We start from the raw sequence: 23766 nt of genomic DNA on the forward strand, positions 1-23766 counted from the left end.
AAGGAATCACACCATGTATGCCTTCACACTCGAACGGCCCGCCACCGTGGCCGATGCGGCCAAACTCGTTGCCGCCGGCGCCAAGCCGCTGGCGGGCGGGCAGACCCTGCTGGCTTCGATGAAGCTGCGGCTCTCGGCGCCCGAACAGCTGGTGGACCTCAGCGGCATCAAGGAGCTCACCGGCATCACGAAAAACGGCAACGCCATCACCATCGGCGCCATGTCGCGCCATCTCGACGTGGCGAACAACGCCGACGTGAAGGCCGCCTACCCGGCGCTGGCCGACCTGGCTTCGCGCATCGGCGACCGGCAGGTGCGCGCGATGGGCACCATCGGCGGCTCGGTGGCCAACAACGATCCGGCGGCGTGCTACCCCAGCGCGGTGCTCGCCTCGGGCGCGACCGTGGTCACGTCGAAACGCGAGATTGCGGCGGACGATTTCTTCCTGGGCCTGTTCACCACGGCGCTGGAAGAAGACGAGCTGATCACTGCGATCCGCTTTCCGATTCCGAAGCGCGCCGTCTACGAAAAGCTGCGCCAGAAGGCGTCGAACTTTCCGCTGGTCGGCGTGTTCCTTGCGCAATACGACAGCGGCGTGCGCGTGGCGATCACCGGCGCGGGCAACGGCGTGTTCCGCCATGCCGGGCTGGAAGACGCGCTCAACAAGAGCTTCACCGCAGCCGCCGCTGCAGCGGTGAAGATCGACGCGAGCGATCTCAACAGCGACCTGCATGCCTCGGCTGCGTACCGCGCGAACCTGATCAGCGTGCTGACCCAACGCGCCGTCACCAAGGCCCTGGGCTGAAGAGGCCGGGGCTGCCGATTGCCCACCGGAAGGCGCGATACCCTCGCGTCTTCCGCTACGCTTCGCCATGATCTTTCCGACCATCGATTCCCTCTCCGAAGCTTTGGTGCAGGCCGGCTACTTCGCCGACCGGCGGCTGGCGACGGCCGTGTTTCTCGCGCTCAAGCTGCAGCGCCCGCTGCTGCTCGAAGGCGAGCCCGGCGTCGGCAAGACCGAGCTGGCGAAAGCACTGTCGACCGCTCTTAACCGCGAGCTGCTGCGCCTGCAGTGTTACGACGGCCTGGAGCAGCGCGAAGCGCTCTACGAATGGAACTACGCGGCGCAGCTGCTGCACATGCGCGCGGCCGAGGCCACGGGCGCGGCGCGCGACGTTGAAGCCGAGGTCTACCAGCCGCACTACCTGATCCGCCGGCCGCTGCTGCAGGCGCTGCAGACGCCGCTGCCGGGCGCCGTGCTGCTCATTGACGAGGTGGACCGCGCCGACGAGCCCTTCGAGGCCTTCCTGCTCGAATACCTGGGCGAGTACCAGGTGAGCATTCCCGAGCTGGGCACGGTGCGCGCCGTGGTGCCGCCCGTCACCATCCTCACGAGCAACCGCACGCGCGAACTCAACGATGCGGTCAAGCGCCGCTGTCTCTATCACTGGCTCGACTACCCTGAGCGCGAGCGCGAACTGGCCATCGTGCGCGCGCAGGTGCCGCAGGCCGGCGATAAGCTGTCGGCGCAGGTGTCGGCATTCGTCGCGCGGCTGCGCGAGGCGCCTTTCGTCAACGCCTTCCAGCGCGCGCCCGGCATCGCCGAGAGCGTCGAATGGGCGAGGGCGCTGATCGCTCTCGACACCGTCGAACTCGACCCCGAGGTGGTGGTCGACACCGCCGGCATCCTGTTCAAGCAGCGCGACGACGTGGCCGCGCTGACGCGGGAGCTGGCGTCGGACCTGCTCAAGCCCGAGGCATGACGACCACCGGTATCCAGCAACTCGGCGACGTTCGCAGCGGCAAGCTCGCCGGCAACATCACCGCCTTCGGCCGTGCGCTGCGCCGCGCCGGAGTGCGCACCGACGCCATGCGCATCGCGCTGGCTGCCGAAGCGGCCACGCTGGTGGGCGTGGAAGACAGGCTCGACCTGAGCGCCGCGATGGAAGCCGTGATGGTGAGCCGCGAGCAGGATCGCATGGTGTTCCGCGAACTCTTCGACGCCTGGTTCCGCGATCCGGAGCTGGCCAACAAGCTGCTCGCGCAGATGCTGCCGAGTGCCGAAGGCAAGGCCGAGCCATCGAAGCGTCGGCCTCGCGTACGCGAGGCGCTCACCGCACCGCGCAACCCTGCCAAGCCAGCCGAGCTGGCCAAGCCCGACCGCGAGATCGAGTTCGACGCCGCCATGACGTCGAGCGACCGCCAGCGCCTGCAGCATGCGGACTTCAACGCGCTCGGCGCTTCCGAATACCGCCTGGTCGAACGGCTGGCGCGCGACATCAGGCTGCCGATTCCCGAGCTGCCGTCGCGTCGCCTGCGCGTGGCTGGCGACGCGGGCCGGCAGCACGCGCGCATGCACTGGCCGGGCGTGCTGCATGAGGCGGCGCGCACGGGCGGCGAGATCCTGCGGCTGCCCAAACTGGCCCGGCGCCGGCAGCCCTTGCCGCTGCTGGTGCTGGTCGATGTGTCGGGCTCGATGGAGCGCTATGCGCGCTTGCTGCTGGCTTTCCTGCACGCCGCCACTCGCCGCGCGGGCCGGCGCGACGTGTTCGCCTTCGGCACCCGCCTGACCGACCTGACCCCCGCCTTCCGGCTCGCCGACACCGACGCCATGCTCGGCGCCGCCAGCCTCGCCATCGACGACTTCGCGGGCGGCACCCGGCTCGGCAGCTCTTTGACCGAATTGCGCCGAGCCCACACCCGCCGCCTGACCGGCCGCCGCACCCTGGTGCTGGTGATCAGCGATGGCTTGGACACCGGCGAGCCGTCGCTGCTGGAGCAGGAGCTGCTGTGGCTCAAGCGCCATTCGCGCCGCCTGCTGTGGCTCAACCCCTTGCTGCGCTTCGAGGGCTACGCCCCTCTGGCGCGTGGGGCCAGTGTTCTGCACCGGCAAGCAGACGCGATGCTGGCGGTTCACAATCTCAGCGCACTCGAACAGCTCGCAGCGAGCCTGGCCGCCCTGATGCGGTCCGGCCGCTAGCGTTGCCCGGGAAGGAAGACAAAGGAAACCCACCATGGAAATGCTCGGAAACCGCCGCCTCGGCATCACCCAACAACAGGCCTGGGAAGCGCTCAACGACCCCGAGACACTGAAGAAGTGCATTCCCGGTTGCGACAAGTTCGAGCTCACGGGCGATAACCAGTACAGCGTCGCGCTCGCCGTCAAGATCGGCCCGGTGTCGGCCAAGTTCAACGGCAAGGTGATGCTGTCGGACATCGTGGCGCCCGATGGCTACAAGCTGAGCTTCGAAGGGCAGGGCGGCGTGGCAGGGTTCGCCAAGGGCTCGTCGAGTGTCTCGCTCAAGCCGGTGACGGCCGAGGCCGCATCGCCCCCTCCCGTCCCCGGCTGCGAGCTCGACTACACCGTGCAGGCCCAGGTCGGCGGCAAGATCGCCCAGCTCGGCCAGCGTCTGATCGACGGCGCCGCCAAGTCGACCGCCGACGATTTCTTCAAGCGCTTCGAGGCCGAGATGCAGAGCCGCTACGGCCCGCCGCCCGCGCCCGTCGTGGAAGCCACCGCCGAAGCGCCTGCAGAGAAGGCCGGCATGATGTCCGGCCTCATGAAGAAGATCGGCCTCGGCAAGAAGGACGACAACAGCGACAACAAGGACGCGCCCGCCGCACCGGGCGACGCCAGCAGCTAGGAACCGGCCGCGCCATGGAAAACCTCGACGTCATGGTGCTGCGCACGCTGCGCGACTGGCGGCGTGCCGGCAAGCGCGCGCTGCTGACGACAGTCGTGCGCACCTGGGGCTCGTCGCCCCGGCCCGTGGGTTCGATCATGGCCCTGGCCGAAGACGGCGCGGTGGTCGGCTCGGTCTCGGGCGGCTGCATCGAGGACGACCTGATCGCGCGCTACAGCCACGCCCATGGCAAGGGCGAAGACGTGCCGCTGGGTGCGCCGCCTGCGCTCGTGAAGTACGGCATTACTGCCGACGAGGCGCATCGTTTCGGACTGCCCTGCGGCGGCACGCTGGAGCTGCTGCTCGAATACGCGCCCGATGCCAGCTCGCTCGACCTGCTGGTCGAGCAGCTGGAACAAGGCAAGCTCATGCAGCGCACGGTGACGCTCGCCACCGGCGCGGTGCGGCTCGCCGAGGCGAAAGCCCCCGACGAGCTCACCGTGAACGACACCGAGCTCACCAACACCTTCGGCCCCGAGTACCGCATGCTGCTGATCGGCGCCGGCCAGCTGGCCGAGTACCTCGCGACGATGGCCAAGTTCAGCGGCTTTGCCGTGACGCTGTGCGACCCGCGCGCCGAGTACCGCACCGCGTGGTCGCTGCCCGGCGTGCACATCACGACCGAGATGCCCGACGACGCGGTGTTGGCCTTCAAGCCCGACCGCCGCAGCTGCGTGGTCGCGCTCACGCACGATCCCAAGCTCGACGACCTCGCGCTGCTCGAAGCACTGCAGAGCGAAGCCTTCTACGTCGGCGCCATCGGCTCGCGCCGCAATGCCGACGCGCGGCGCGACCGCATGATCGAGCACTTCGACCAGACCGAAGAATCGCTCGCGCGTCTGCGTGGACCCATCGGCATCTACATCGGCAGCAAGACGCCGCCGGAGATCGCGGTCAGCGTGATGGCCGAGATACTGGCTGTGAAGAATGCGGTGACGTTGCCGCGTGAGGTCGAGGTGGCGCGGGCCAAGGAGATGCAGCAGTTGCTGCCCGGCTGATTTGCTTTTTTCGGGGTGCGTGCGAATGGCACAGGGTGCTCCCTTCCGCCAGTGAATCAGCCCGACTTCGCCTCGGGCGGCACGTCGCCCCCCTTTTGCCGCTCACGGAACAGCGCCGCGCGCATTAAAAAGATAGTGGTGATCGGCGCCGTGAGCGCAATGAACAGCACGATCAGCACCGCATGCAGGAACAGGCTGAAGCCCTGCACCGAAAAATAGACGATGGTGGCGACCGTCATGCACCACACGCCGACCGTCGCTCCCAGCGTGGGCGCATGGATGCGGCGGAAGAAGGTGGGCAGCCGAACCAGGCCGAAAGAACCTATGGCCGCGAAGGCCGCGCCCAGTACCGCGAACACGGCGGTGATGATCTCGGCCCACAGCGGCAGCGGGCCCACGATGAAGTCCGTCATTCGATCACCTCCCCGCGCAGCAGGAACTTGGCCATGGCCGTGGAGCCGACGAAGCCGAACAGCGCGATCAGCAGCGCCGCCTCGAAGTAGACGTTGCTCGCGTAGATGATGCCGAGCACCAGCATCATCAGCATGCCGTTGATGTAGAGGCAGTCGAGCGCCATCACGCGGTCTTGTGCGCTCGGGCCGATCAGCAACCGCGAGAGCGCGCACAGCATGGCCACGGCCAGCAGGAAGAGCGCGAACTTCAGGGCCCAGAAGAGGATGGGTGTCATGACTCGAAAATCTCCATCAGGGGGCGCTCGTAGCGCTGCTTGATCAGTGCGACGAAGGCGGCCTCGTCGTCCACGTCGAACACGTGGATCAGCAGCGTGCTGCGGTCGAACGACACTTCGCCCCAGGCGGTGCCGGGCGTGAGGCACATCACCATGGCCAGCACCGCGAGCCCGTTGGGGTCGCGCATGTCGAGCGGAATCTGCACGAACTTCGAGGCGATGCGCGAGGTGCGCCGCGTGAGCAGCAACCGGGCCACGTCGTACGCCGACTTCAGCATGTCGAAGGTCACGGCGAAGGACAGCCGCAGCGCGACGCCGGGCCTGCGCATGCGCACCGCCGCCGGGCGCAGGCCCTCGGTGAGCAGCGGCACCGCGATGGCGAGGATCAGGGCCGCGAGCAGCGTGGCGGCGTCGAGCGACTGGTTGAGCAGCAGCCAGACGATGAACAGCGCGAACGACAGCGACGGAGAAGGAATCAGGCGCTTCATGGGGCCGTGCCTTCCTTTGCTTCTTCCTTTTTCGCCGGATTCGGAATCTGCCGAGCGCCCAGCACCGCGTTGCGATAAGGAGTGGGGGTCTTCAGTCCTTCAGCGGTGGCCCTGGCGTGCTGCATGACAGGCCCGGCCCACACAGTCAGCGCCACGCTGGCCGCGAGCAGCCCGGCCACCGGCAGCACTTCGAGTGCGGGCAGCGAGGGCATGGTGGGGTGGAGTTGCGTCCAGAAGTGGCGGATGCCGGTGCGGCTCAATGCAATCAGCGAGAGAAAGCCCGAGGCGATCAGCAGCGCAAGAAAGATCCAGCCAGCGGTGCCGATCGCCTTGGCGCCGAGCATGCCCGAGAGCATCGCGAACTTGCCGATGAAGCCCGACAGCGGCGGCAGGCCCGCGAGCAGCAATGTGCAGCCCATGAAGCTCAGGCCCAGGAAGGCCACGCCGGCGGGAATCGCACGGCCGTAGAGTGCCTGCGCCTCGTCGTCGAGGTTCACGTCGTTGAGTGCGCGCAGGTCTTCGGCAAGAAAGGGCGCGTTGCCGGCCGCCTCGTGCGGCGCCACGCTCATGCCCGCGTTGCGCCAGCGTTCGATCATGTCGGTCAGCAGGAAGAAGGCGCTGACCGCGAGCGTGGAACTCAGCAGGTAATACAGCGCACCCGCCCACACGGCCGGCTGGCCGAGCCCGACCGCCGCGAGCAGAGTGCCCGCAGACACCAGCACGCTGAAGCCCGCGAGGTTCGACAGCCGCTGCGTGCCGACGATGCCGAGCGCACCGACGAAGAGCGTGGCAAGGCCCACGCCAACCAGCGCCGCCTGTCCGAAGGCGGCCGAGTCGCCGGTGTCGGGTGCGAACAGCACGGTCCACAGCCGCAGGATCGTGTAGACGCCGAGCTTGGTCAGCAGCGCAAACACCGCGCCTACAGGCGACACCGATGCGCTGTAGGCCGGCACCAGCCAGAAGTTGAGCGGCCACGCGCCGGCCTTGGCGAAGAAGGCAGTCGCGAGGATGGCCGCCGCCGCGTGCACCAGGCCGCGGTCGCCCGGTGCGAGTTCGGCAATGCGCACGCCGAGATCGGCCATGTTGAGCGTGCCGGTCACGCCGTACAGGATGGCCGCGCCGATCAGGAACAGCGACGACGCAGCGAGGTTGATCGCGATGTAGTGCAGCCCCGCCTGCACGCGCAGCCGGCCCGAGCCGTGCAGCAGCAGGCCGTAGGAGGCCGCGAGCATCACCTCGAAGAAGACGAACAGGTTGAACAGGTCGCCCGTGAGGAAGGCTCCGTTCAGGCCCATGAGCTGCAGTTGCAGCAGCGGATGGAAATGCACGCCCGCGCGGTCCCAGCGCGAGGTGGAATAGATCGATGCGGCGAAGGCGATCACGCCCGTGAGCGCGACCATCATGGTCGAGAGCCGGTCGGCCACCAGCACGATGCCGAAGGGTGCACGCCAGTTGCCCGGCAGGTAGACGCCGATGGAACCGGGGCCGCCGCCGGTGTCGGCCGCGTTCACCCAGCGCAGCAGCGCGAGCGCGGCAAGCAGGCCGATGAGGCCTGAGACCACGCTCAGGGCCGACTTGGTGCGCCGCCGGTTCTCGCCCAGCAGCAGCATGAGCGCGGCCGTGAGCATGGGCACGAGGATCGGCACCGCCACCAGGTGCGGCATGCTGAACTCGAGCAGTTCGTCGAGCAGGTGGAAGATCTCTTTCACTCTGCCTCCTGCCGCTCTTCACCGTCCACGTGGTCGGTGCCGGTAAGGCCGCGCGAGGCGAGCATCACAACGAGGAACAGCGCCGTCATCGCGAAGCCGATCACGATGGCCGTCAGCACCAGCGCCTGCGGCATCGGGTCGGCCGTGTTGGCCAGCGTGGAGGTGAGGCCTTTGATGAGCACCGGCTCGCTGTCGACCTTGAGCCGGCCCATGCTGAAGATGAAGAGGTTGACCGCGTAAGAGATCAGCGTCAGGCCCATGATGACCTGGAAGGTGCGAGGGCGTAGCAGCATGTACACGCCCGAGCCGGTGAGCACGCCGATGGCGAGTGCGAGCACGATTTCCATCAGCTGGCTCCCCCGGCGGCTTCGGCTTCTTTTTCGGCCTGCTCGTCGGCCCAGCGGTGGCTTCGTATCGACTGGTGGGCCAGCGCGGTGAGGATCAGCATGGTGGCGCCGAGCACCAGCGCGAACACGCCGATGTCGAAGAAGAGGGCGCTGGGCACGTGCACTTCGCCCAGCAGCGGCAGATGCAGGTGCGCGGTGTGCGTGGTCAGGAAGGGATAGCCGAAGAACACCGCGCCGCCGCCGGTGGCCAGCGCCAGCAGCAGGCCGATGGCGATCCAGCGGCGCGGGTAAATGCGCAGATGCTCTTCCACCCATTCGGTGCCCGAGACGATGAACTGCAACACCAGCGCGACCGACATCACCAGCCCCGCGACGAAGCCGCCGCCCGGCGCGTTGTGGCCGCGCATGAAGAAGTAGACCGACACCAGTGCCGCCAGCGGCAGCACCAGCCGCACCAGCACGGCCGGCACCATCAGGTAGCCCACGGCGGTGTCCTTGGCGCGGCGCGGGTTCAGCAGGTCGCTGCTGCCGTCGTCGACTTGCAGCCGCTGCTGGACCGGAAGGGCCATCGATTCGATCGCGGGGCGGAAGCGCCGCAGCAGCGCATACACCGTGAGCGCGACCACGCCGAGCACGGTGATCTCGCCGAAGGTGTCGAAGCCGCGGAAGTCGACCAGCATCACGTTGACCACATTGGTGCCGCCGCCCTCGGTGAGCGCGTGTTCGAGGAAGAAGGGCGAGATGCTCTGCGGGAAGTTGCGCGTCATCATTGCCCACGCCAGCGCCGCCATGCCGCCGCCGGCGATGGTGGCCACCAGCAGGTCGCGCCCGCGCCGGCCCCACGGTCGCAGCCGCGCGCGCGCGGGTTGAATGACGTCCTTGCTGCGCATCGGCAGCCAGCGCAGGCCCAGCAGGATCAGCACCGTGGTCACGGCCTCGACCACCAGCTGGGTCAACGCGAGGTCGGGTGCCGAGAACCAGATGTAGGTCACGCAAGAGACCAGCCCCGCGCCCGAGGCCAGCATCAGCGCCGCCAGCCGGTGGAATTTGGCCTGCCATGCGGCGGCCAGCGCGCAGGTGCCGCCGATGATCCAGGTCATGGCGAACATCGGCGAGAAGGGCAGCAGCTCGCGCGTGCCGGGTGCTGCGGGCGTGACCCACAGGGAAGCCGCGGCGCCCGCCACGGCCGCGACTACCAGCAGCAGCAACTGCCACTGCAGCCGGCGCGTGCCGAACAGGCGACGGCTACGCCGGCCCGCTTCGCTCAGCAGCGCGAGCAGGTGCTCGAAGATGACCTGGCCATCGAAGCGATGCAGCAGCGGCGTGTGCTCCAGGCCGCCGCGTGCGCGACGACGGCGCTGCAGCAGGTACAGCGCGGCGCCGCCCACCAGCGCGACGAAGCTCATCATCAACGGCAGGTTGAAGCCATGCCACACCGCCAGGCTGTACTCGGGCAGCGTGCCGCCGACGACCGGCGTGGCGGCCGCCGCCAGCATCGGGCCGACCGACCAAGCTGGCACCACACCCACCACCAGGCACAGAAGCACCAGCAGTTCGACCGGCACGCGCATCCAGTGCGGCGGCTCGTGCGGGTGCTTGGGCACCTCGTCGCCGCAGGGCGGGCCGAAGAACACGTCGAACACGAAGCGCGCCGAATACGCCACGCTGAAGATGCCCGCGATGGTGGCGATGACCGGCAGGCTGAAGTCGACCCACGGCGTCGACTGGATGAACACCGTCTCGGCGAAGAACATTTCCTTCGAGAGAAAGCCGTTGAGCAGCGGCACGCCGGCCATCGAGGCGCTGGCGATGATGGCCAGCGTGCCCGTGATGGGCATGAGCCGCATCAGCCCGCTGAGCTTGCGGATGTCGCGCGTGCCGGTCTCGTGGTCGATGATGCCGGCCGCCATGAACAGCGACGCCTTGAAGGTCGCGTGGTTCATCACATGGAACACCGCCGCCACGGCCGCGAGCGGGCTGTTCAGGCCCAGCAGCAGCGTGATGAGCCCGAGGTGCGAGATGGTCGAGTAGGCCAGCAACGCCTTCAGGTCGCGCTGGAACATGGCGATGAAGCCGCCGAGCAGCAGCGTGACGGCGCCCGCGCCACCCACCATCCAGAACCATTGCTCGGTGCCCGAGAGCACAGGCCACAGCCGCGCCATCAGGAACACGCCGAGCTTCACCATCGTGGCCGAGTGCAGGTAGGCCGACACCGGCGTGGGCGCGGCCATGGCGCGCGGCAGCCAGAAGTGGAACGGGAACTGCGCGCTCTTGGTGAAGGCGCCGAGCAGCACCAGCACCAGTGCGACCGGGTACAGCGCGTGCGCTCGGATGAGGTCGCCCGAGGCCAGCACCACGTCGAGCTCGTAGCTGCCGACGATGCGGCCGAGCACCAGCACGCCGGCCAGCAGGCATAGCCCGCCAGCGCCGGTGACGGTGAGCGCCATGCGCGCGCCGCGCCGAGCGTCGCGCCGGTGGTGCCAGTAGCCGATGAGAAGGAAGGAGAAGAGGCTGGTGAGCTCCCAGAACAGCACCATCTGAATGAGGTTGCCCGAGAGCACCACGCCCATCATCGCGCCCATGAACGCGAGGAAGAACGAGAAGAAGCGCGGCACCGGATCGGAGGCCGACATGTAGTAGCGCGCATAGAGCACCACCAGCGCGCCGATGCCCAGCACCAGCATGCAGAACAGCCATGCGAAGCCATCCAGGCGGAACACGAGGTTCAGGCCAAGGGCCGGCAGCCATTCGATTTCTTGCCGCAGCACATTGCCGTGCGCGATCTGCGGGAAGAACCATGCGACCTGGATGGCGCAGCCCAGCGCGACCAGCCCCGCCAGCGTCGACTCCCTGTTGCGCGCGTTGGAAGGCATCAACGCGGCCAGCACGCTGGCAATGAAGGGGAGGGCGATGAGAAAGACCAGGGGCATTGCGGGCAATTCTATCGACCGACCCTATGGAAGGCCCTATCTATAACCGCAAGACATAAGGCAGTTTTTCGCTCGATTCAGGAGGAGAAAGCCTGCACCGTGCGCAACCCGAGCCAGGTCATGCACAGCGAGCCGCCGAGGTGCAACGCGATCGTGCCCATCGCGAGGCCGAGCCTGCCGCCCATGAGCATGCCGACCACCTCCGCGGAGAAGCTGGAGAAGGTGGTGAGCGTGCCGAGGAAGCCGGTGATGACCATGAGCCGCCACGCGGGGTTGATGTCCGGCAGGCCGCTGAACACACCGATGGCCACGCCGATCAGGTAGCCGCCAATGAGGTTCACCGCCAGCGTGCCCCAGGGCAGGATGCCGCCGGGGTTGAGCCACAGGGCGAAGCCCCAGCGCATGAGGGCGCCGACACACGCGGCGAGGCAGATGACGAGGACGTTCAGCAGCATGCCGGCGATTATCCGCAAGCTGCCGGACGGCCCTTCTCTTTCTACTTCTCCTTGCCCATCACCACATCGGGCAGGATCGTCACGATGCTCGGGAACAGCGTGATCAGCACGATGCACAGCACCAGGCAGAAGAAGAACGGAATGGCAGCCTTGGCGATCACGTTGCTGTCTTTCCCGGTCATGTTCTGCAGCACGAAGAGGTTGAAGCCCACCGGCGGCGTGACCTCGGCGATCTCGACCAGCAGCACGATGAAGATGCCGAACCAGATCAGGTCGAAGCCCGCCTTCTGGATCATCGGCAGCACCACCGCGCTGGTCAGCACGATCATCGAGATGCCGTCGAGCGCCGTGCCCAGCACAAGGTACACGACGACCAGCGCGCCGATCAGCGCATAGGGCGACAGGTGCATGCCGTCGACCCACTCGGCCAGCTCGCGCGGAATGCCGGTGAAGGCCATGGTCTTGGTGAGGAAGGCGGCACCAGCCAGGATGAACATGATCATGCAGCTGGTGCGGGTGGCGCCCATGATGCCGTCCTTGAAGTTCTTCCAGGTCAGGCTGCGGCCCCAGGCCGCGATGGCCAGCGAGCCCAGCACGCCGAAGGCCGCGCACTCGGTGGCCGTGGCCCAGCCCGCCACCAGCACCCAGACAATGAAGACGATCAGCAGCGCGCAGGGAATCAGGTTGCCCGAGAGCCGGATCTTCTCCATGAAGGTGGTCGGCGGATCGGCCGGCGGCACCTGGTCGGGATTGCGCAGGCTCCACCAGCCGATGTAGCCCGAGAACAGCAGCATCAGCAGAAAGCCCGGAAGAAAGCCTGCCAGGAAGATGCGGATGATCGACGCGTCGGCGGCCACGGCGTACACCACCATAGTGATCGATGGCGGAATCAGGATGCCCAGCGTGCCCGCGGTGGCGAGCGAGCCGATGGCCAGCTTCTCGTTGTAGCCGCGGCGCTTGAGCTCGGGCAGCGCCACCTTGGCGATGGTCGCGCAGGTGGCCGCCGACGAGCCCGAGACCGATCCGAACACGCCGCAGCCGAGGATGGTGGTGTGCATCAGCCGGCCGGGCACGCGGTTGAGCCAGGGGCGCAGGCCCTCGAACATCTCCTCGCTCAGCTTGGTTCTGAAGAGGATCTCGCCCATCCAGATGAACAGCGGCAGCGCCGCGAGCTCCCAGCTGGCGTTGCTTTCCCAGAAGGCCGAGAACAGGTTCTTGCCCGGCAGCGTGTTGGTGAAGAAGGCCTGGCCGACCCAGCCGACGATGGCCAGCGTCATCGCAATCCAGACGCCGCCCGCAAGCAGGAGCAGCATGATGGCGAGCAGCAGCGCGCCCATGAGCAGGGTTTCAAGCATGGGCGTCAGACGTCGGAGGAGAAATCGCCGGCAGCATGCCGCTCTTCGATGGCGCGCTGGTAGCTGGGCTTCTCGCCGCGCACCACGCCCACCAGTTCGTCGACCATGGCAATCAGCAGCAGCCAGCAGCCGATGACGAAGGTCGATTGCGGAATCCAGATCGGAATGACGACGAGGCCGGTCGCCATCTCGGCGAATTCGTAGCTCTCGTAGGTGAAGCTGGTGGCCCAGTAGGTCAGGTAGGCCACCGACACCGACGCGATCAGCAGGCATGTCACGTCGAGGATGCGCCGCACTTTCGGCGGCACGGCTTCGAGCAGCAGTGTCACGCGCACGAAGTCGCCGTGACGGAATGCATGCGCCATCGCGAAGAACGCGGCGGCGGCACACAGCCAGGCCACCACGTCGTTGAGCCCGCTCACGTGCCAGTTCATCTGCCGGCCCACGCCGGCCAGGATCATCAGCACGAAGATCAGGAACACGCAGAACGCGCCGAGCGCGCCTGCACCGTCGTACAGGCGGTCGAGAAAGCGGCGCACGGCTTACTTCTTTTTATAAGCGTCGACGATGGCGGCGCCATCGGCCCCGGCGGCCTTGAGCCAGTCGGTCTGCATGATGCCGCCGACCTGGCGCATGTCGGCGTCGAGCTTGGGCGAGGGCTTGTGCACCTTCATGCCGCGCTCGGCGAGCAGGCGCTTGTACTCGTCGTTCTTCTCCTGCGCGACCTTCCAGCCGCGCACCTCGGCGTCGGCCGCGGCCTTGGTGACGGCGGCCTTGGTGGTGGCGTCGAGCGCGTCGAAGGCCTTGGCGTTCACGAGGATCGCGTTCTTCGGAATCCAGGCCTGCGTGTCGTAGAAGTTCTTGATGTGCTCGTAGGTCTTGGTGTCGTAGCCGGTGGAGCCCGAGCTCATGTAGCTCTCGATCACGCCCGTGGCCATGGCCGCGCTGAGCTCGGCCTGCTGGATCTGCACGGGCTGCGCGCCGATGAGTTCGGCGATCTTGGCGGTGGCCGGGCTGTAGGCGCGCCACTTGATGCCGCGCAGGTCGGCCACCGAGCCGATTTCCTTCTTTGTGTAGATGCCCTGCGGCGCCCACGGCACCATGAACAGCACCTTGATGCCCTGGGCCGCGAGCAACTTGTCCATGGCGGGCTTCGATGCGTCGTAGAGCTTCCTTGCCTCGGGGTAGGTGGTGGCGAGGAAGGGCACGCCGTCGAGCGCGTAGATCGGGTTCTCGTTCGCGTAGTTGGCCAGCAGGATCTCGCCGGCTTGCGCCTGGCCGCTCTGCACGGCGCGCTTGATCTCGGGCGCCTTGAACAGCGAGGCGTTGGCATGCACCGTGATCTTCACCTTGCCGCCCGTGGCGGCGTCGACGTCCTTCGCGAACTGCGTGATGTTTTCCGTGTGGTAGTTGGTGGCGGGGTAGGCCGTGGGGAGGTCCCACTTGGTCTGCGCGAAGGCTGCGGCGCCGAGGGTGAGGCCCGCGAGGGCAATGCCGAACTTGTGATTCATGTACGCACTCCGGAATGGATTGAAAGCAAAACGAAAGGAAGCTTACGTGCAAATTCCGGACCACTTCCTGAGGCATTTCCCTGCCATGGCGCGCATGAAAAAGCCGCCCGAAGGCGGCTTTGCATATTTCTACCGGAGCGGAATCAGGGCTTGGCGGCCTTGGGAGCTTTCGCTTCCTTCGATGCGGATGGCACCGCGCCACCGAAGCTCTTGCCATTGACCGTCAGGCCCTCGGCCGACAGCTTGGCCGCCTTCTTCTCCTTCACGCCCTTGACGCGCTGCATGAGGTCGGGCCAGTCCTTGAACTCGCCTTCCTTGCGTGCTTCGAGAATGCGCTTGGACATCGACGGGCCAACGCCCTTGACGCCATCGAGGTCGGCCTCGGTGCCTTTGTTGACGTCGACGGCGGCGAACGAAACGGCCGCGAACAGCATGGCCGTGATGGCCAGGATCTTCTTGAACATGATGAAAAACTCCCTCTTTTTGTTGATGAGTGACAGCCGACAGAAGCGTCGGCCCAGGCTCAACGAGGAGGGAAAGAACGGCGTTGACGCGTAAAAGCCGTGCCGGCTTCTACGTGACCATTGTTCAGAAATGTGATCAGAGTTCTTCGACGCGGCGCGGCGGATAGCTGTCCCACGCCTGGCAGCCGGGGCAGTGCCAGAAGTACTGGTGCGCCTCGAAACCGCAGGCTGCGCAGCGGTAGCGCATGAGCGGCCGGGTGGCCTGGTCGAGCGCGCGCTGCACCTGCGGATGGAACTGCTGGTGCTCGAAGTGTTCGCCCGCGAGCCAGCGCGAGGCCGCAACCAGCGAGGGCTGCTGCGCAAGATGCGCGATGTAGCCGTCGCGCGGCGTGGGGTTGGGTTCTTCTGCGGTGGCGGTCGGCGTGCCGCCGAGCGCCATCAGCGCCTCGAGCACGTCGATCGACGGCGACTCCACATAGCGGCGTTGCAGCAGTGCAAGCGCTTCGCCTTCGCGGTGCGCGGCCACGGCAGCCTGCTGCAGCGCGGCTGCGTAGAGCGGCAGCGCCAGCGGTGCGGTCTCGCTCAGGGCCACGAGCGTGTCGAAGGCCGCGGCCGCTTCGCCGTTGCGCAACTGCAGGTTGGCTGTGTCGATGGCGGGGCGCGGTGCCTGCGGCGCGAGTTCGACGGCCTGCGCGAGCAGCTTTGCTGCGCCGGGCAGGTCGCCCGCCGCAACGCGTTCGGTCGCCTGCTCGCAGAGGTGATGCGCGCGGCGCGTGCTGTAGCTGGCCTGGTCTGATTCGTCGAGCTTCTGCGCCACGTCGGCGGCCTGTGCCCATTCGCGCGAGCGCTCGTAGATGGCCAGCAGCGACAGCCGCGCCTCGTTCTCGTAGCGCGTGCCTTCGAGCTTCTGCAGCGCGGCTTCGGCACGATCGAGCAGGCCGGCGCGCAGGAAGTCTTGCGCCAGTGCGTGCTGTGCGCGTTCGCGGTCGCTGCGGCTCAGGTCGCCGCGGCCCAGCAGGTGCTCGTGCACGCGCACTGCGCGCTGGTACTCGCCGCGACGGCGGAAGAGATTGCCGAGTGCGAAATGGAGCTCTTGCGTGTCGGGGTCGTTCTGTACGGCTTCGATGAAGGCGTCGATGGCCTGGTCCTGCTGCTCGTTGAGCAGGAAGTTGAGGCCGCGAAAGTAGGCCTTTGGGGCCTGGCGGTTCTCGAGCTTGAGTTGCCGGATGTCGAAGCGCGATGCAAGCCAGCCGAGCACGAAGGCGACGGGCAGGCTGATCAGCAGCCAGCTGGGATCAAAGTCCATGTTGACGTACGGCGGGGAGGTCGGTGGCGGAGATGGTCGGAGCCGCTGCGGGCGCGGTCGTGGCGGTCGACGGTGCGGAAGCCTGGGTTTCGGCAGCGGCAGGCACTTGTGCCGCGGCGGTGCGGTGCTTCCACCAGCCCGGCAGCATGCCCAGCGCACCCACCACGAGCCCGCCGGCAAAGGCCGCGAGCACGACGAGCACCAGCGGCGCACGCCAGTAGGTGCCGAAGAAGAAATAGACGGTCGCGTCGTGCTGATTGTTCAGCGCGAAAGCGAAGAGCGTAAAAAAAATGGCTGCCTTGAGCAGCCACAGGAGGTATTTCATAGCCGTTCCCGTTGCCGGGAGCATTCTACGTTTGCATCCACGTGCGTCAGGCCTTGCGGCCCTTGGCTTCCTTGCCGCCGGCGTCGAGCTCCGCGGTGCGTGCATCGACGGCTTCGCGCAGCGCCTTGCCGGGCTTGAAGTGCGGCACCCGCTTCTCGGGAATCTGCACGCTCTCGCCCGAACGCGGGTTGCGGCCGATGCGTGGCGGACGACGGTTGACCGAGAAGCTGCCGAAGCCACGGATCTCGATGCGGTGTCCGCGCACCAGCGCGTCGCTCATGGCATCGAGGATGGTCTTGACGGCGTATTCGGCATCGCGGTGCGTGAGCTGTGCAAAGCGCGCTGCGAGTTCTTCGACGAGGTCTGAGCGGGTCATAGGCCGAACATAAACGAAAAACGTGGACGAAAAAAAAGACAGAGCGGCCCCAGGGCCTGCTCTGTCTTCTGACTCAGCTTACTTGCTGTCGTTGTTGTCGAGCTTGGCGCGCAGCAGGGCGCCCAGGCTGGTCGTGCCCGCGTTTTCGCGTGCCGACTGCTGGCTCAGGCTGGCCATGGCGCCTTGTTCGTCGACCATGTCCTTCTGCTTGATCGACAGCTGGATGTTGCGGGTCTTGCGATCCACATTCACGACGATGGCGGTGACTTCGTCGCCTTCCTTCAGCACGTTGCGGGCATCTTCGACGCGGTCGCGCGAGATTTCCGAAGCACGGAGGTAGCCGATGATGTCTTCGCCGAGGTCGATTTCAGCGCCGCGGGCGTCCACGGTCTTGACCTTGCCGGTCACGATCTGGCCCTTGTCGTTCACGGTGGTGAACGTGGTGAACGGGTCGCTGTCGAGCTGCTTGATGCCGAGGCTGATGCGCTCGCGGTCGACGTCCACAGCCAGCACGATCGCTTCGACTTCCTGGCCCTTCTTGTAGTTGCGAACGGCGGTTTCGCCGGCTTCGTTCCACGAGAGGTCCGAGAGGTGAACCAGGCCGTCGATGCCGGCAGCCAGACCCACGAACACGCCGAAGTCGGTGATCGACTTGATCGGGCCCTTGACGCGGTCGCCGCGCTTGGTGTTTTGCGCGAACTCTTGCCACGGGTTGGCCTTGCATTGCTTCATGCCCAGGCTGATGCGGCGCTTGTCTTCGTCGATTTCCAGGACCATGACTTCGACTTCGTCGCCCAGCGAGACGATCTTGTTCGGAGCGATGTTCTTGTTGGTCCAGTCCATTTCGGAGACGTGCACCAGGCCTTCGATGCCGGGTTCGAGTTCGACGAACGCGCCGTAGTCGGCAATGTTCGTGACCTTGCCGAACAGGCGGGTCGATTGCGGGTAGCGGCGCGAAACGCCCATCCACGGGTCGTCACCCATTTGCTTGAGACCCAGCGAGACACGGTTCTTCTCGGTGTCGAACTTGAGGATCTTGGCGGTGATTTCCTGGCCGGCCTGAACGACTTCGCTCGGGTGGCGAACACGGCGCCATGCCATGTCGGTGATGTGCAGCAGGCCGTCGATGCCGCCGAGGTCCACGAACGCACCGTATTCGGTGATGTTCTTGACCACGCCGCGCACGACTGCGCCTTCCTTCAGCGTTTCCATCAGCTTGGCGCGTTCTTCGCCCATGCTGGCTTCGACCACGGCACGGCGCGACAGCACGACGTTGTTGCGCTTGCGGTCGAGCTTGATGACCTTGAATTCGAGGGTCTTGTTCTCGTACGGGGTCAGGTCCTTGATCGGACGCGTGTCGATCAGCGAGCCCGGCAGGAACGCGCGGATGCCGTTGACCAGGACCGTGAGGCCGCCCTTGACCTTGCCGCTGGTGGTGCCGGTGACGAAGTCGCCCGATTCCAGTGCCTTCTCGAGGGCGAGCCACGAAGCCAGACGCTTGGCGGTGTCGCGCGAGAGGATGGTGTCGCCGTAGCCGTTTTCAACGCTGCCGATGGCAACGGAAACGAAATCGCCGGCCTGAACTTCGAGTTCGCCCTTGTCGTTCTTGAACTCTTCGATCGGCACATACGCTTCGGACTTCAGACCGGCGTTGACGACGACGTGGTTGTGTTCGACACGCACGACTTCGGCCGTGATGACCTCGCCGGTGCGCATTTCGGAACGCTTCAGGGACTCTTCGAATAGGTCGGCAAAAGATTCAGACATTTATGGTTCCTTCCGTCAGGCAGGGTTGGCAGGCGCTCTTGCGAAATTGCGTGCGGCTGCTGTGGGTCTGTAGACGGCGGTTTTGTGGGCTTTTTGGATATAAACCCGGGTTGGTTGAACAACCAGCAGGCCAGTGCGCTGTCGCGCGGAAGGAGCCTGCTGGAGCGGTATGCGCCTTATGAATATTTCGGGATATTCCGTCGGGCGCCAGCTTTTCAAGCGGGCTTGAAAGGCTGTACTTGCTGCCACCAGTCCAAGACCTGATCGATCGATTGCTCGATGGACAGCTGGGAGTTGTCGAGGTGGCGAGCGTCCCGCGCCGGCTTCAGAGGGGCGACGCTGCGGGAGGAGTCCCGGGCATCACGTGCTTCCAAGTCGGAGCGAAGACTGTCGAGTGTAGTCGAAATACCCTTTGAAATCAACTGCTTATGCCGCCGCTCGGCGCGCTGGGCGGCGCTGGCCGTGAGGAAGACCTTGAGCGTCGCGTCAGGGAAGATCACGGTGCCCATGTCGCGCCCGTCGGCCACCAGGCCGGGCAGCTGGCGAAAGCGCTGCTGCAGGGCCAGCAGCGCCTCGCGCACGGCTGGCAGCGTGGAGACGCGGGAGGCGTCCATGCCGGCGGCTTCGGTGCGGATGTCGTCGCTGACGTCTTCGCCGGCCAGCAGCACCTTTCCTTCGGTGAACTGCAGGGGCAGGGCGGCCGCGAGTGCAGCGATCTGCGTTTCGTGCTGGGCGTCAGCGCTCAGGCCTGCACGGCGCATGGCCAGGCCGGTCACGCGGTAGAGGGAGCCCGAATCGAGGTAGTGGTAGCCGAGCAGGCGCGCTACTTCGGCCGCGAGCGTGCCCTTGCCGGAAGCGGTCGGGCCGTCGATGCAGATCACCGGCACCTCGGCGGCCTCTGCCACCGAGAACAGGGTCTCGAAGTAATCGGGAAAGGTCTTGGCGACGCAGTGCGGATCGAGAATGCGCACCGGCACCCCCGCCGGGTTGAATGCCGCGAGCGAGAAGCACATGGCCACGCGGTGGTCGTCGTAGGTGTGGATGCTCGCCGGGCGCCAGCCGGCCTGCGCCAGCGGGTGCACGCGGATGAAGTCCGGGCCGGCCTCGACGGCGGCGCCGAGCTTCTTCAGCTCGTTGGCCATGGCGTCGATGCGGTCGGTTTCCTTCACGCGCCAGCTCGCGATGTTGCGCAGCGTGCTCGGGCCGTCGGCGTACAGCGCCATCACGGCCAGCGTCATCGCGGCGTCGGGGATGTGGTTGGCGTCGAGGTCGATGGCCTTGAGCGGCCAGGCGCCGCGGCGCACTTCGAGCCAGTTCGGACCGCTGTCGACCAGCGCGCCCATCTGGCGGGCGGCGTCGATGAAGCGGATGTCGCCCTGGATCGAATCGGCGCCCACGCCTTCGATGCGGATGCCGTCCTTGCCGGAAACACCCGTCGCTATCGCGCCCAATGCTATGAAATAGCTAGCAGACGAGGCGTCGGCCTCGACGTGGATATCGCCGGGCGAGCTGTAGCTGCTGCCCGCTGGAATGGTGAAGCGCTCCCAGCCGTCGCGCCGCACCTGGATGCCGAAGCGCGCGAGCAGGTTCAACGTGATCTCGATGTAGGGCTTGGAGATCAGCTCGCCGACCACTTCGATCACGATGTCGCCGGCCGCCGCGAGCGGCAACGCCAGCAGCAGGGCGGTGAGGAACTGGCTCGACACGTCGCCGCGCACGCGGATCGGCGCGTCGAGCGCCAAATCACCGTGGGGCACCGGATGGATGCGCAGCGGTGGATAGCCGGGATTGCCGAGGTAGTCGATGCGGCAGCCGAGCTGGGTCAGCGCGTCGACGAGATCGCCGATGGGGCGCTCGTGCATGCGCGGAACGCCGCTCAGCTCGAACTCGCCGCCCAGCAGCGACAGCGCCGCGGTGAGCGGGCGCATCGCGGTGCCGGCGTTGCCGAGGAACAGCGGCAGCAGCGTTTCGCTGGGCTTCAGCTGGCCGCCGAGGCCGGTGATGCGCAGTGTGTTTCCGTCCGGGTCGATGCCGCAGCCGAGCGCGCGCAGGGCGTCGAGCATCACGCGCGTGTCGTCCGAATCGAGCAGGTCGTGGATGGTGGTGGTGCCACTCGCGAGCGCGGCGAGCAGCAGCACGCGGTTGGAGATGCTCTTGGAGCCCGGCAGCCGGACCGTACCGGCCGCGCCCGCGAGGGGCGGGAGATCGAGGAAGGTCGTCGAGAACATCTCAGTTGTCCTGCTGCTGCGACGAGGTGTCGGTGGCCGGTTTCCAGGCCGCGCGGGCCTTGCTGGCGGCGGCAATGGATTGCTCCAGCGCCTGCAGATCGCCAGCGGCCATCAGCGCTTCGAGGTCGTCCAGCGCCTTGCGGAAGGCCTGCGACTGTTGCAGCACCTGTTCGCGATTGGCCAGCAGCACGTCGCGCCACATGACTGGGTCGCTCGCGGCGATGCGCGAGAAATCGCGAAAGCCCGGTCCCCCGAGGCTCAGGAAGCGGTCGCCCTGCGGCTGGCTGGCGATGGCGTTGGTGTACGCGAAGGCCAGCAGGTGCGGCAGGTGGCTCACGGCGGCAAAAGCGGCGTCGTGCTCTTCGTGCGTCATGGTGACGACGTGCGCGCCGATGCCGCTCCACACCTGCGAGGCCCGCTGCACGTTCGAGCGCAGCGTGGTCTTCACGGGCGTCAGCACGACCTGCCGGCCGGTGAACAGCGAAGCCTCTGCGTGCTCGATACCCGAGAGCTCCTTGCCGGCGATCGGGTGTGCCGGCACGAAGTTCGCGAACTGGCGCTGCAGGCCGTTGCGCGCGGCTTCGATCACGTCGCCCTTGGTCGAGCCGACGTCCATCACGAGCGTCTCGTTCGAGATGCCGTGGCGGATGGCCTTGAATGTGGCTTCCGATGCGGCCACCGGCACCGCCAGCAGCACGATGTCGGAGCCCGACACCGCCAGCAGCGCCGAAGGCGCTACCACGTCGATCACGCCGAGCTGGCGTGCCCGCTCGGTGGTGGAGGGCGACTTGCTGTAGCCGACCACGCGTTTCACCAGCTTCGCGCGCTTGAGTGCGAGCGCGAAAGAGCCGCCCATCAGGCCGCAGCCGATCAGTCCCAGTTGTTCGAACATGTTGTGGGGCTGCCTGCCGCTCAGGCCTTGACGGGGTAGGCGCCCAGCACCTTGTAGAACGCGCAGAGACCGCGCAGCTCGGCCAGCGCCGCGGCCACGTTGGGCTGCGAGGGATGGCCGTCGAGGTCGATGTAGAAGTAGTACTCCCACTGGCCGGTGCGAGCGGGGCGCGACTCGAAGCGGGTCATCGATACGTTGTTGGCCTTCAGCGGCACCAGCAGGTCGTGCACCGCGCCGGGCCGGTTCGGCACCGAGACGATCAGGCTCGTGCAGTCGCGGCCCGAAGCCGGCGGCATGGCCAGCGTCTGCGGCAGGCAGATCACCGAGAAACGGGTGCGGTTGTACGAGTCGTCCTGAATGGCGTGCGCCACGATGTGCAGGCCGAAGCGGGTGGCGGCGCGTTCGCCGGCCAGCGCTGCCCAAGCCGGGTTGGTGGCCGCGAGGCGTGCGCCTTCGGCATTGCTCGACACGGCACGGCGCTCGGCGTTCGGCAGGTGCTTGGACAGCCAGGTCTGGCACTGTGCCAGCGCTTGCGGATGGGCCAGCACGGCCTCCACGCCTTCGAGCGAATTGCTGCTGCGCAGGAGGTGGTGGCGCACCAGCAGGCTGACTTCGCCGACGACATGGGTCGGCGAGTGCAGGAACAGGTCGAGCGAGCGCGTGACCACGCCTTCGGTCGAGTTCTCGACGCCGACCACGCCGTACTGGGCGCTGCCAGCGGCGGTGGCGTGGAACACCTCGTCGAAGCTGGCGCAATAGATCAGGTCGGCGGCGCCGCCGAAGTATTCGATGGCGGCTTGCTCGCAGAAGGTGCCTTCGGGGCCAAGCACGGCCACGCGTTGCGGCGATTCGAGCGCCAGGCAGGCCGACATGATCTCGCGCCAGATGGCCGCCACGTGGAGGTCCTTGAGCGGACCGCCATTGCTCTTCTGCATCTTGTCGATGACCTGCGCCACGCGGTCAGGGCGGAAGAACGGGGTGCCCTCGCGCTTCTTGACCTCGCCGACCAGCTCGGCCACATGGGCTCGCTCGTTGAGCAGGCTGAGCAGTCGCTGGTCGAGCGAGTCGATCTGCACGCGCAGATCGGCCAGGCTTTCGGAGTTGTCGGAGGGAGAAGAGGGCGGTGTGGGTGCGGAGGCGGTCATCGGTGCGAGCAGCTGGGCATGCGCCTAGGCATGCGATCGCTCGAATTCTCGCATGTAGGCCACAAGTGCCTGCACCCCTGCCAGCGGCATGGCGTTGTAAATGCTCGCGCGCATGCCGCCGACCGACTTGTGGCCCTTGAGCTGCAGCAGCCCGGCTTCGCGCGCGCCGGCCAGGAAAGCCTCGTTGCGGCCTTCGTCGGCCAGGAAGAACGGCACGTTCATGCGCGAGCGGCAGCCCGGGTCGATGCGGTTGGCGTAGAAGTCGGAGCTATCGATGAAGTCGTACAGCAGCTTCGCCTTCGCGATGTTGCGTTGCTCCATGGCGGCCACGCCGGTGTGCGAGCCTTCGGTCTGCTGCAACAGCCACTGGAACGTGAGCCCCGCCATGTAGATGCCCCAGGTCGGCGGGGTGTTGTACATGGAGTGGTTGTCGGCCACGGTCTTGTAGTTGAACGCGCTCGGGCAGATCTCGAGCGCGTGGCCCAGCAGGTCGTCGCGCACGACCACGATGGTCAGGCCGGCAGGGCCGAGGTTCTTTTGTGCGCCGCCGAAGGCCAGGCCCACGCGGCTCCAGTCGACGCTGCGCGAGGCAACGTGCGAGGAGAAATCGATGACCAGCGGGGCGTTGCTGCCGAGCGCGGCCAGATCGGGCAACTGCTGGAACTCGATGCCGTTGATGGTCTCGTTCGAGCACACGTGCACGTACGAGGCATCCTTGGAGAGCTGCCAGGTCGCAGGGTCGGGCAGCTTCGTGTGCTGGTCGTCGGCATTGCTCGCGACAACGCGCGCTGTGCAGTAGCGCTGCGCTTCCTTGTGCGACTTGATGCTCCAGCTGCCGGTGATGACGAAGTCGGCGGTTTTGCCGCGCGACAGGTTCAACGGCACGATGGCGTTCTCGCCCAGTCCGCCGCCCTGCATGAACAGGACCTGGAAGTGCGAGGGAATGGCCAGCAGCGTGCGGATGTCGGCTTCGGCCTGGGTGCAGATCGCACCGAATTCCTTGCCGCGATGGCTCATTTCCATCACGCTCATGCCGCTGCCCTGCCAGTCGAGCATTTCGGCGGCGGCGCGTTGCAGCACCGCCTCCGGCATGGCAGCC

General features: G+C 66.8%; 24 protein-coding genes. 5 read left to right on the plus strand and 19 right to left on the minus strand.

The window, feature by feature from the left end:
- Positions 1-13 precede the first annotated feature (13 nt).
- The 5 genes from ACN9MV_RS09380 (at position 14) to ACN9MV_RS09400 (ending at position 4681) form a co-directional block, all read left to right on the plus strand.
- Positions 14-805, plus strand: coding sequence for an FAD binding domain-containing protein (locus ACN9MV_RS09380; RefSeq protein WP_093050039.1), 792 nt, complete (start codon positions 14-16; stop codon positions 803-805).
- A gap of 67 nt (positions 806-872) precedes the next feature.
- On the plus strand, positions 873-1763 hold the full coding sequence (locus ACN9MV_RS09385) for an AAA family ATPase (protein WP_307615752.1): 891 nt from the start codon (positions 873-875) through the stop codon (positions 1761-1763).
- Positions 1760-2980, plus strand: a complete 1221-nt coding sequence (locus ACN9MV_RS09390) for a vWA domain-containing protein (RefSeq protein ID WP_426391911.1) — start codon at positions 1760-1762, stop codon at positions 2978-2980. Before ACN9MV_RS09385 ends, ACN9MV_RS09390 begins: the two co-directional genes overlap by 4 nt.
- Before the next feature lie 34 nt (positions 2981-3014).
- A complete protein-coding gene (locus tag ACN9MV_RS09395) occupies positions 3015-3644 on the plus strand; it encodes a CoxG family protein (protein WP_426391912.1) in 630 nt (209 codons plus the stop codon).
- 14 nt (positions 3645-3658) lie between these two features.
- Positions 3659-4681, plus strand: a complete 1023-nt coding sequence (locus ACN9MV_RS09400; RefSeq protein WP_426391913.1) for an XdhC family protein — start codon at positions 3659-3661, stop codon at positions 4679-4681.
- Positions 4682-4737: 56 nt separating this feature from the next.
- Here the strand turns inward: ACN9MV_RS09400 and mnhG are convergent, their stop codons facing one another.
- The 19 genes from mnhG to serC all read right to left on the minus strand — a co-directional run bounded on the left by mnhG (position 4738) and on the right by serC (position 23759).
- Positions 4738-5094: a monovalent cation/H(+) antiporter subunit G gene (mnhG, locus tag ACN9MV_RS09405; RefSeq protein WP_093050066.1), complete on the minus strand. Its 357-nt coding sequence runs from the start codon at positions 5092-5094 to the stop codon at positions 4738-4740.
- Positions 5091-5369, minus strand: coding sequence for a K+/H+ antiporter subunit F (locus ACN9MV_RS09410; RefSeq protein ID WP_093050069.1), 279 nt, complete (start codon positions 5367-5369; stop codon positions 5091-5093). Before ACN9MV_RS09410 ends, mnhG begins: the two co-directional genes overlap by 4 nt.
- Positions 5366-5857 carry a Na+/H+ antiporter subunit E gene (locus ACN9MV_RS09415; RefSeq protein ID WP_426391914.1) on the minus strand — a complete coding sequence of 164 codons (492 nt, stop codon included), beginning with the start codon at positions 5855-5857 and terminating at the stop codon, positions 5366-5368. Before ACN9MV_RS09415 ends, ACN9MV_RS09410 begins: the two co-directional genes overlap by 4 nt.
- Positions 5854-7521 (minus strand): monovalent cation/H+ antiporter subunit D, encoded by a 1668-nt coding sequence (locus tag ACN9MV_RS09420; protein ID WP_426393156.1) that lies wholly within the window; start codon positions 7519-7521, stop codon positions 5854-5856. The genes ACN9MV_RS09415 and ACN9MV_RS09420 overlap by 4 nt, the downstream gene beginning before the upstream one ends.
- A gap of 41 nt (positions 7522-7562) precedes the next feature.
- A complete protein-coding gene (locus ACN9MV_RS09425) occupies positions 7563-7913 on the minus strand; it encodes a Na+/H+ antiporter subunit C (RefSeq protein ID WP_093050075.1) in 351 nt (116 codons plus the stop codon).
- Positions 7913-10843, minus strand: a complete 2931-nt coding sequence (locus ACN9MV_RS09430; RefSeq protein WP_426391915.1) for a monovalent cation/H+ antiporter subunit A — start codon at positions 10841-10843, stop codon at positions 7913-7915. Before ACN9MV_RS09430 ends, ACN9MV_RS09425 begins: the two co-directional genes overlap by 1 nt.
- A 77-nt stretch (positions 10844-10920) precedes the next feature.
- Positions 10921-11298 carry a fluoride efflux transporter CrcB gene (gene crcB / locus ACN9MV_RS09435; RefSeq protein ID WP_093075291.1) on the minus strand — a complete coding sequence of 126 codons (378 nt, stop codon included), beginning with the start codon at positions 11296-11298 and terminating at the stop codon, positions 10921-10923.
- Positions 11299-11339: 41 nt separating this feature from the next.
- Positions 11340-12653: a TRAP transporter large permease gene (locus tag ACN9MV_RS09440; protein ID WP_426391916.1), complete on the minus strand. Its 1314-nt coding sequence runs from the start codon at positions 12651-12653 to the stop codon at positions 11340-11342.
- A 5-nt stretch (positions 12654-12658) separates the two neighbouring features.
- Positions 12659-13192 (minus strand): TRAP transporter small permease, encoded by a 534-nt coding sequence (locus tag ACN9MV_RS09445; RefSeq protein ID WP_093075288.1) that lies wholly within the window; start codon positions 13190-13192, stop codon positions 12659-12661.
- A 3-nt stretch (positions 13193-13195) separates the two neighbouring features.
- Positions 13196-14164 (minus strand): TRAP transporter substrate-binding protein, encoded by a 969-nt coding sequence (locus tag ACN9MV_RS09450; protein ID WP_093050090.1) that lies wholly within the window; start codon positions 14162-14164, stop codon positions 13196-13198.
- A gap of 143 nt (positions 14165-14307) precedes the next feature.
- Entirely contained in the window at positions 14308-14628 is a 321-nt protein-coding gene (locus ACN9MV_RS09455) for a ComEA family DNA-binding protein (RefSeq protein WP_426391917.1), read from the minus strand.
- Positions 14629-14764: 136 nt separating this feature from the next.
- Positions 14765-15934, minus strand: coding sequence for a lipopolysaccharide assembly protein LapB (gene lapB, locus ACN9MV_RS09460; RefSeq protein ID WP_093050096.1), 1170 nt, complete (start codon positions 15932-15934; stop codon positions 14765-14767).
- Positions 15924-16259: a LapA family protein gene (locus ACN9MV_RS09465; protein WP_093050099.1), complete on the minus strand. Its 336-nt coding sequence runs from the start codon at positions 16257-16259 to the stop codon at positions 15924-15926. Before ACN9MV_RS09465 ends, lapB begins: the two co-directional genes overlap by 11 nt.
- 46 nt (positions 16260-16305) lie before the next feature.
- Positions 16306-16635, minus strand: a complete 330-nt coding sequence (locus ACN9MV_RS09470; protein WP_093050102.1) for an integration host factor subunit beta — start codon at positions 16633-16635, stop codon at positions 16306-16308.
- Between the two features lie 78 nt (positions 16636-16713).
- Positions 16714-18402 (minus strand): 30S ribosomal protein S1, encoded by a 1689-nt coding sequence (rpsA, locus tag ACN9MV_RS09475; RefSeq protein ID WP_007829366.1) that lies wholly within the window; start codon positions 18400-18402, stop codon positions 16714-16716.
- A gap of 215 nt (positions 18403-18617) precedes the next feature.
- Complete coding sequence (locus tag ACN9MV_RS09480; RefSeq protein ID WP_426391918.1) at positions 18618-20630, minus strand: bifunctional 3-phosphoshikimate 1-carboxyvinyltransferase/cytidylate kinase; 2013 nt, start codon at positions 20628-20630, stop codon at positions 18618-18620.
- Position 20631: 1 nt separating this feature from the next.
- On the minus strand, positions 20632-21522 hold the full coding sequence (locus ACN9MV_RS09485) for a prephenate dehydrogenase (protein ID WP_093050107.1): 891 nt from the start codon (positions 21520-21522) through the stop codon (positions 20632-20634).
- 20 nt (positions 21523-21542) lie between these two features.
- Complete coding sequence (gene pheA / locus ACN9MV_RS09490; RefSeq protein ID WP_093050110.1) at positions 21543-22667, minus strand: prephenate dehydratase; 1125 nt, start codon at positions 22665-22667, stop codon at positions 21543-21545.
- Between the two features lie 24 nt (positions 22668-22691).
- Positions 22692-23759, minus strand: coding sequence for a 3-phosphoserine/phosphohydroxythreonine transaminase (serC, locus tag ACN9MV_RS09495; RefSeq protein ID WP_426393157.1), 1068 nt, complete (start codon positions 23757-23759; stop codon positions 22692-22694).
- Positions 23760-23766 lie beyond the last annotated feature (7 nt).

It is taken from the genome of Variovorax sp. R-27 (genome assembly GCF_049913215.1).
Lineage (GTDB): Bacteria > Pseudomonadota > Gammaproteobacteria > Burkholderiales > Burkholderiaceae_C > Variovorax.

Coding starts and splice junctions, on each gene's coding strand:
- ACN9MV_RS09390 (WP_426391911.1), top strand. CDS start 1,760: ATGACGACCACCGGTATCCAGCAACTCGGCGACGTTCGCAGCGGCAAG.
- serC (WP_426393157.1), bottom strand. CDS start 23,759: ATGCCGGAGGCGGTGCTGCAACGCGCCGCCGCCGAAATGCTCGACTGG.
- ACN9MV_RS09485 (WP_093050107.1), bottom strand. CDS start 21,522: ATGTTCGAACAACTGGGACTGATCGGCTGCGGCCTGATGGGCGGCTCT.
- ACN9MV_RS09395 (WP_426391912.1), top strand. CDS start 3,015: ATGGAAATGCTCGGAAACCGCCGCCTCGGCATCACCCAACAACAGGCC.
- ACN9MV_RS09415 (WP_426391914.1), bottom strand. CDS start 5,857: ATGAAGCGCCTGATTCCTTCTCCGTCGCTGTCGTTCGCGCTGTTCATC.
- ACN9MV_RS09455 (WP_426391917.1), bottom strand. CDS start 14,628: ATGTTCAAGAAGATCCTGGCCATCACGGCCATGCTGTTCGCGGCCGTT.
- ACN9MV_RS09380 (WP_093050039.1), top strand. CDS start 14: ATGTATGCCTTCACACTCGAACGGCCCGCCACCGTGGCCGATGCGGCC.
- ACN9MV_RS09385 (WP_307615752.1), top strand. CDS start 873: ATGATCTTTCCGACCATCGATTCCCTCTCCGAAGCTTTGGTGCAGGCC.
- crcB (WP_093075291.1), bottom strand. CDS start 11,298: ATGCTGCTGAACGTCCTCGTCATCTGCCTCGCCGCGTGTGTCGGCGCC.
- ACN9MV_RS09410 (WP_093050069.1), bottom strand. CDS start 5,369: ATGACACCCATCCTCTTCTGGGCCCTGAAGTTCGCGCTCTTCCTGCTG.
- ACN9MV_RS09480 (WP_426391918.1), bottom strand. CDS start 20,630: ATGTTCTCGACGACCTTCCTCGATCTCCCGCCCCTCGCGGGCGCGGCC.
- ACN9MV_RS09420 (WP_426393156.1), bottom strand. CDS start 7,521: ATGCCGCACCTGGTGGCGGTGCCGATCCTCGTGCCCATGCTCACGGCC.
- mnhG (WP_093050066.1), bottom strand. CDS start 5,094: ATGACGGACTTCATCGTGGGCCCGCTGCCGCTGTGGGCCGAGATCATC.
- ACN9MV_RS09470 (WP_093050102.1), bottom strand. CDS start 16,635: ATGACCCGCTCAGACCTCGTCGAAGAACTCGCAGCGCGCTTTGCACAG.
- pheA (WP_093050110.1), bottom strand. CDS start 22,667: ATGACCGCCTCCGCACCCACACCGCCCTCTTCTCCCTCCGACAACTCC.
- ACN9MV_RS09430 (WP_426391915.1), bottom strand. CDS start 10,843: ATGCCCCTGGTCTTTCTCATCGCCCTCCCCTTCATTGCCAGCGTGCTG.
- ACN9MV_RS09465 (WP_093050099.1), bottom strand. CDS start 16,259: ATGAAATACCTCCTGTGGCTGCTCAAGGCAGCCATTTTTTTTACGCTC.
- ACN9MV_RS09450 (WP_093050090.1), bottom strand. CDS start 14,164: ATGAATCACAAGTTCGGCATTGCCCTCGCGGGCCTCACCCTCGGCGCC.
- rpsA (WP_007829366.1), bottom strand. CDS start 18,402: ATGTCTGAATCTTTTGCCGACCTATTCGAAGAGTCCCTGAAGCGTTCC.
- lapB (WP_093050096.1), bottom strand. CDS start 15,934: ATGGACTTTGATCCCAGCTGGCTGCTGATCAGCCTGCCCGTCGCCTTC.
- ACN9MV_RS09400 (WP_426391913.1), top strand. CDS start 3,659: ATGGAAAACCTCGACGTCATGGTGCTGCGCACGCTGCGCGACTGGCGG.
- ACN9MV_RS09425 (WP_093050075.1), bottom strand. CDS start 7,913: ATGGAAATCGTGCTCGCACTCGCCATCGGCGTGCTCACCGGCTCGGGC.
- ACN9MV_RS09440 (WP_426391916.1), bottom strand. CDS start 12,653: ATGCTTGAAACCCTGCTCATGGGCGCGCTGCTGCTCGCCATCATGCTG.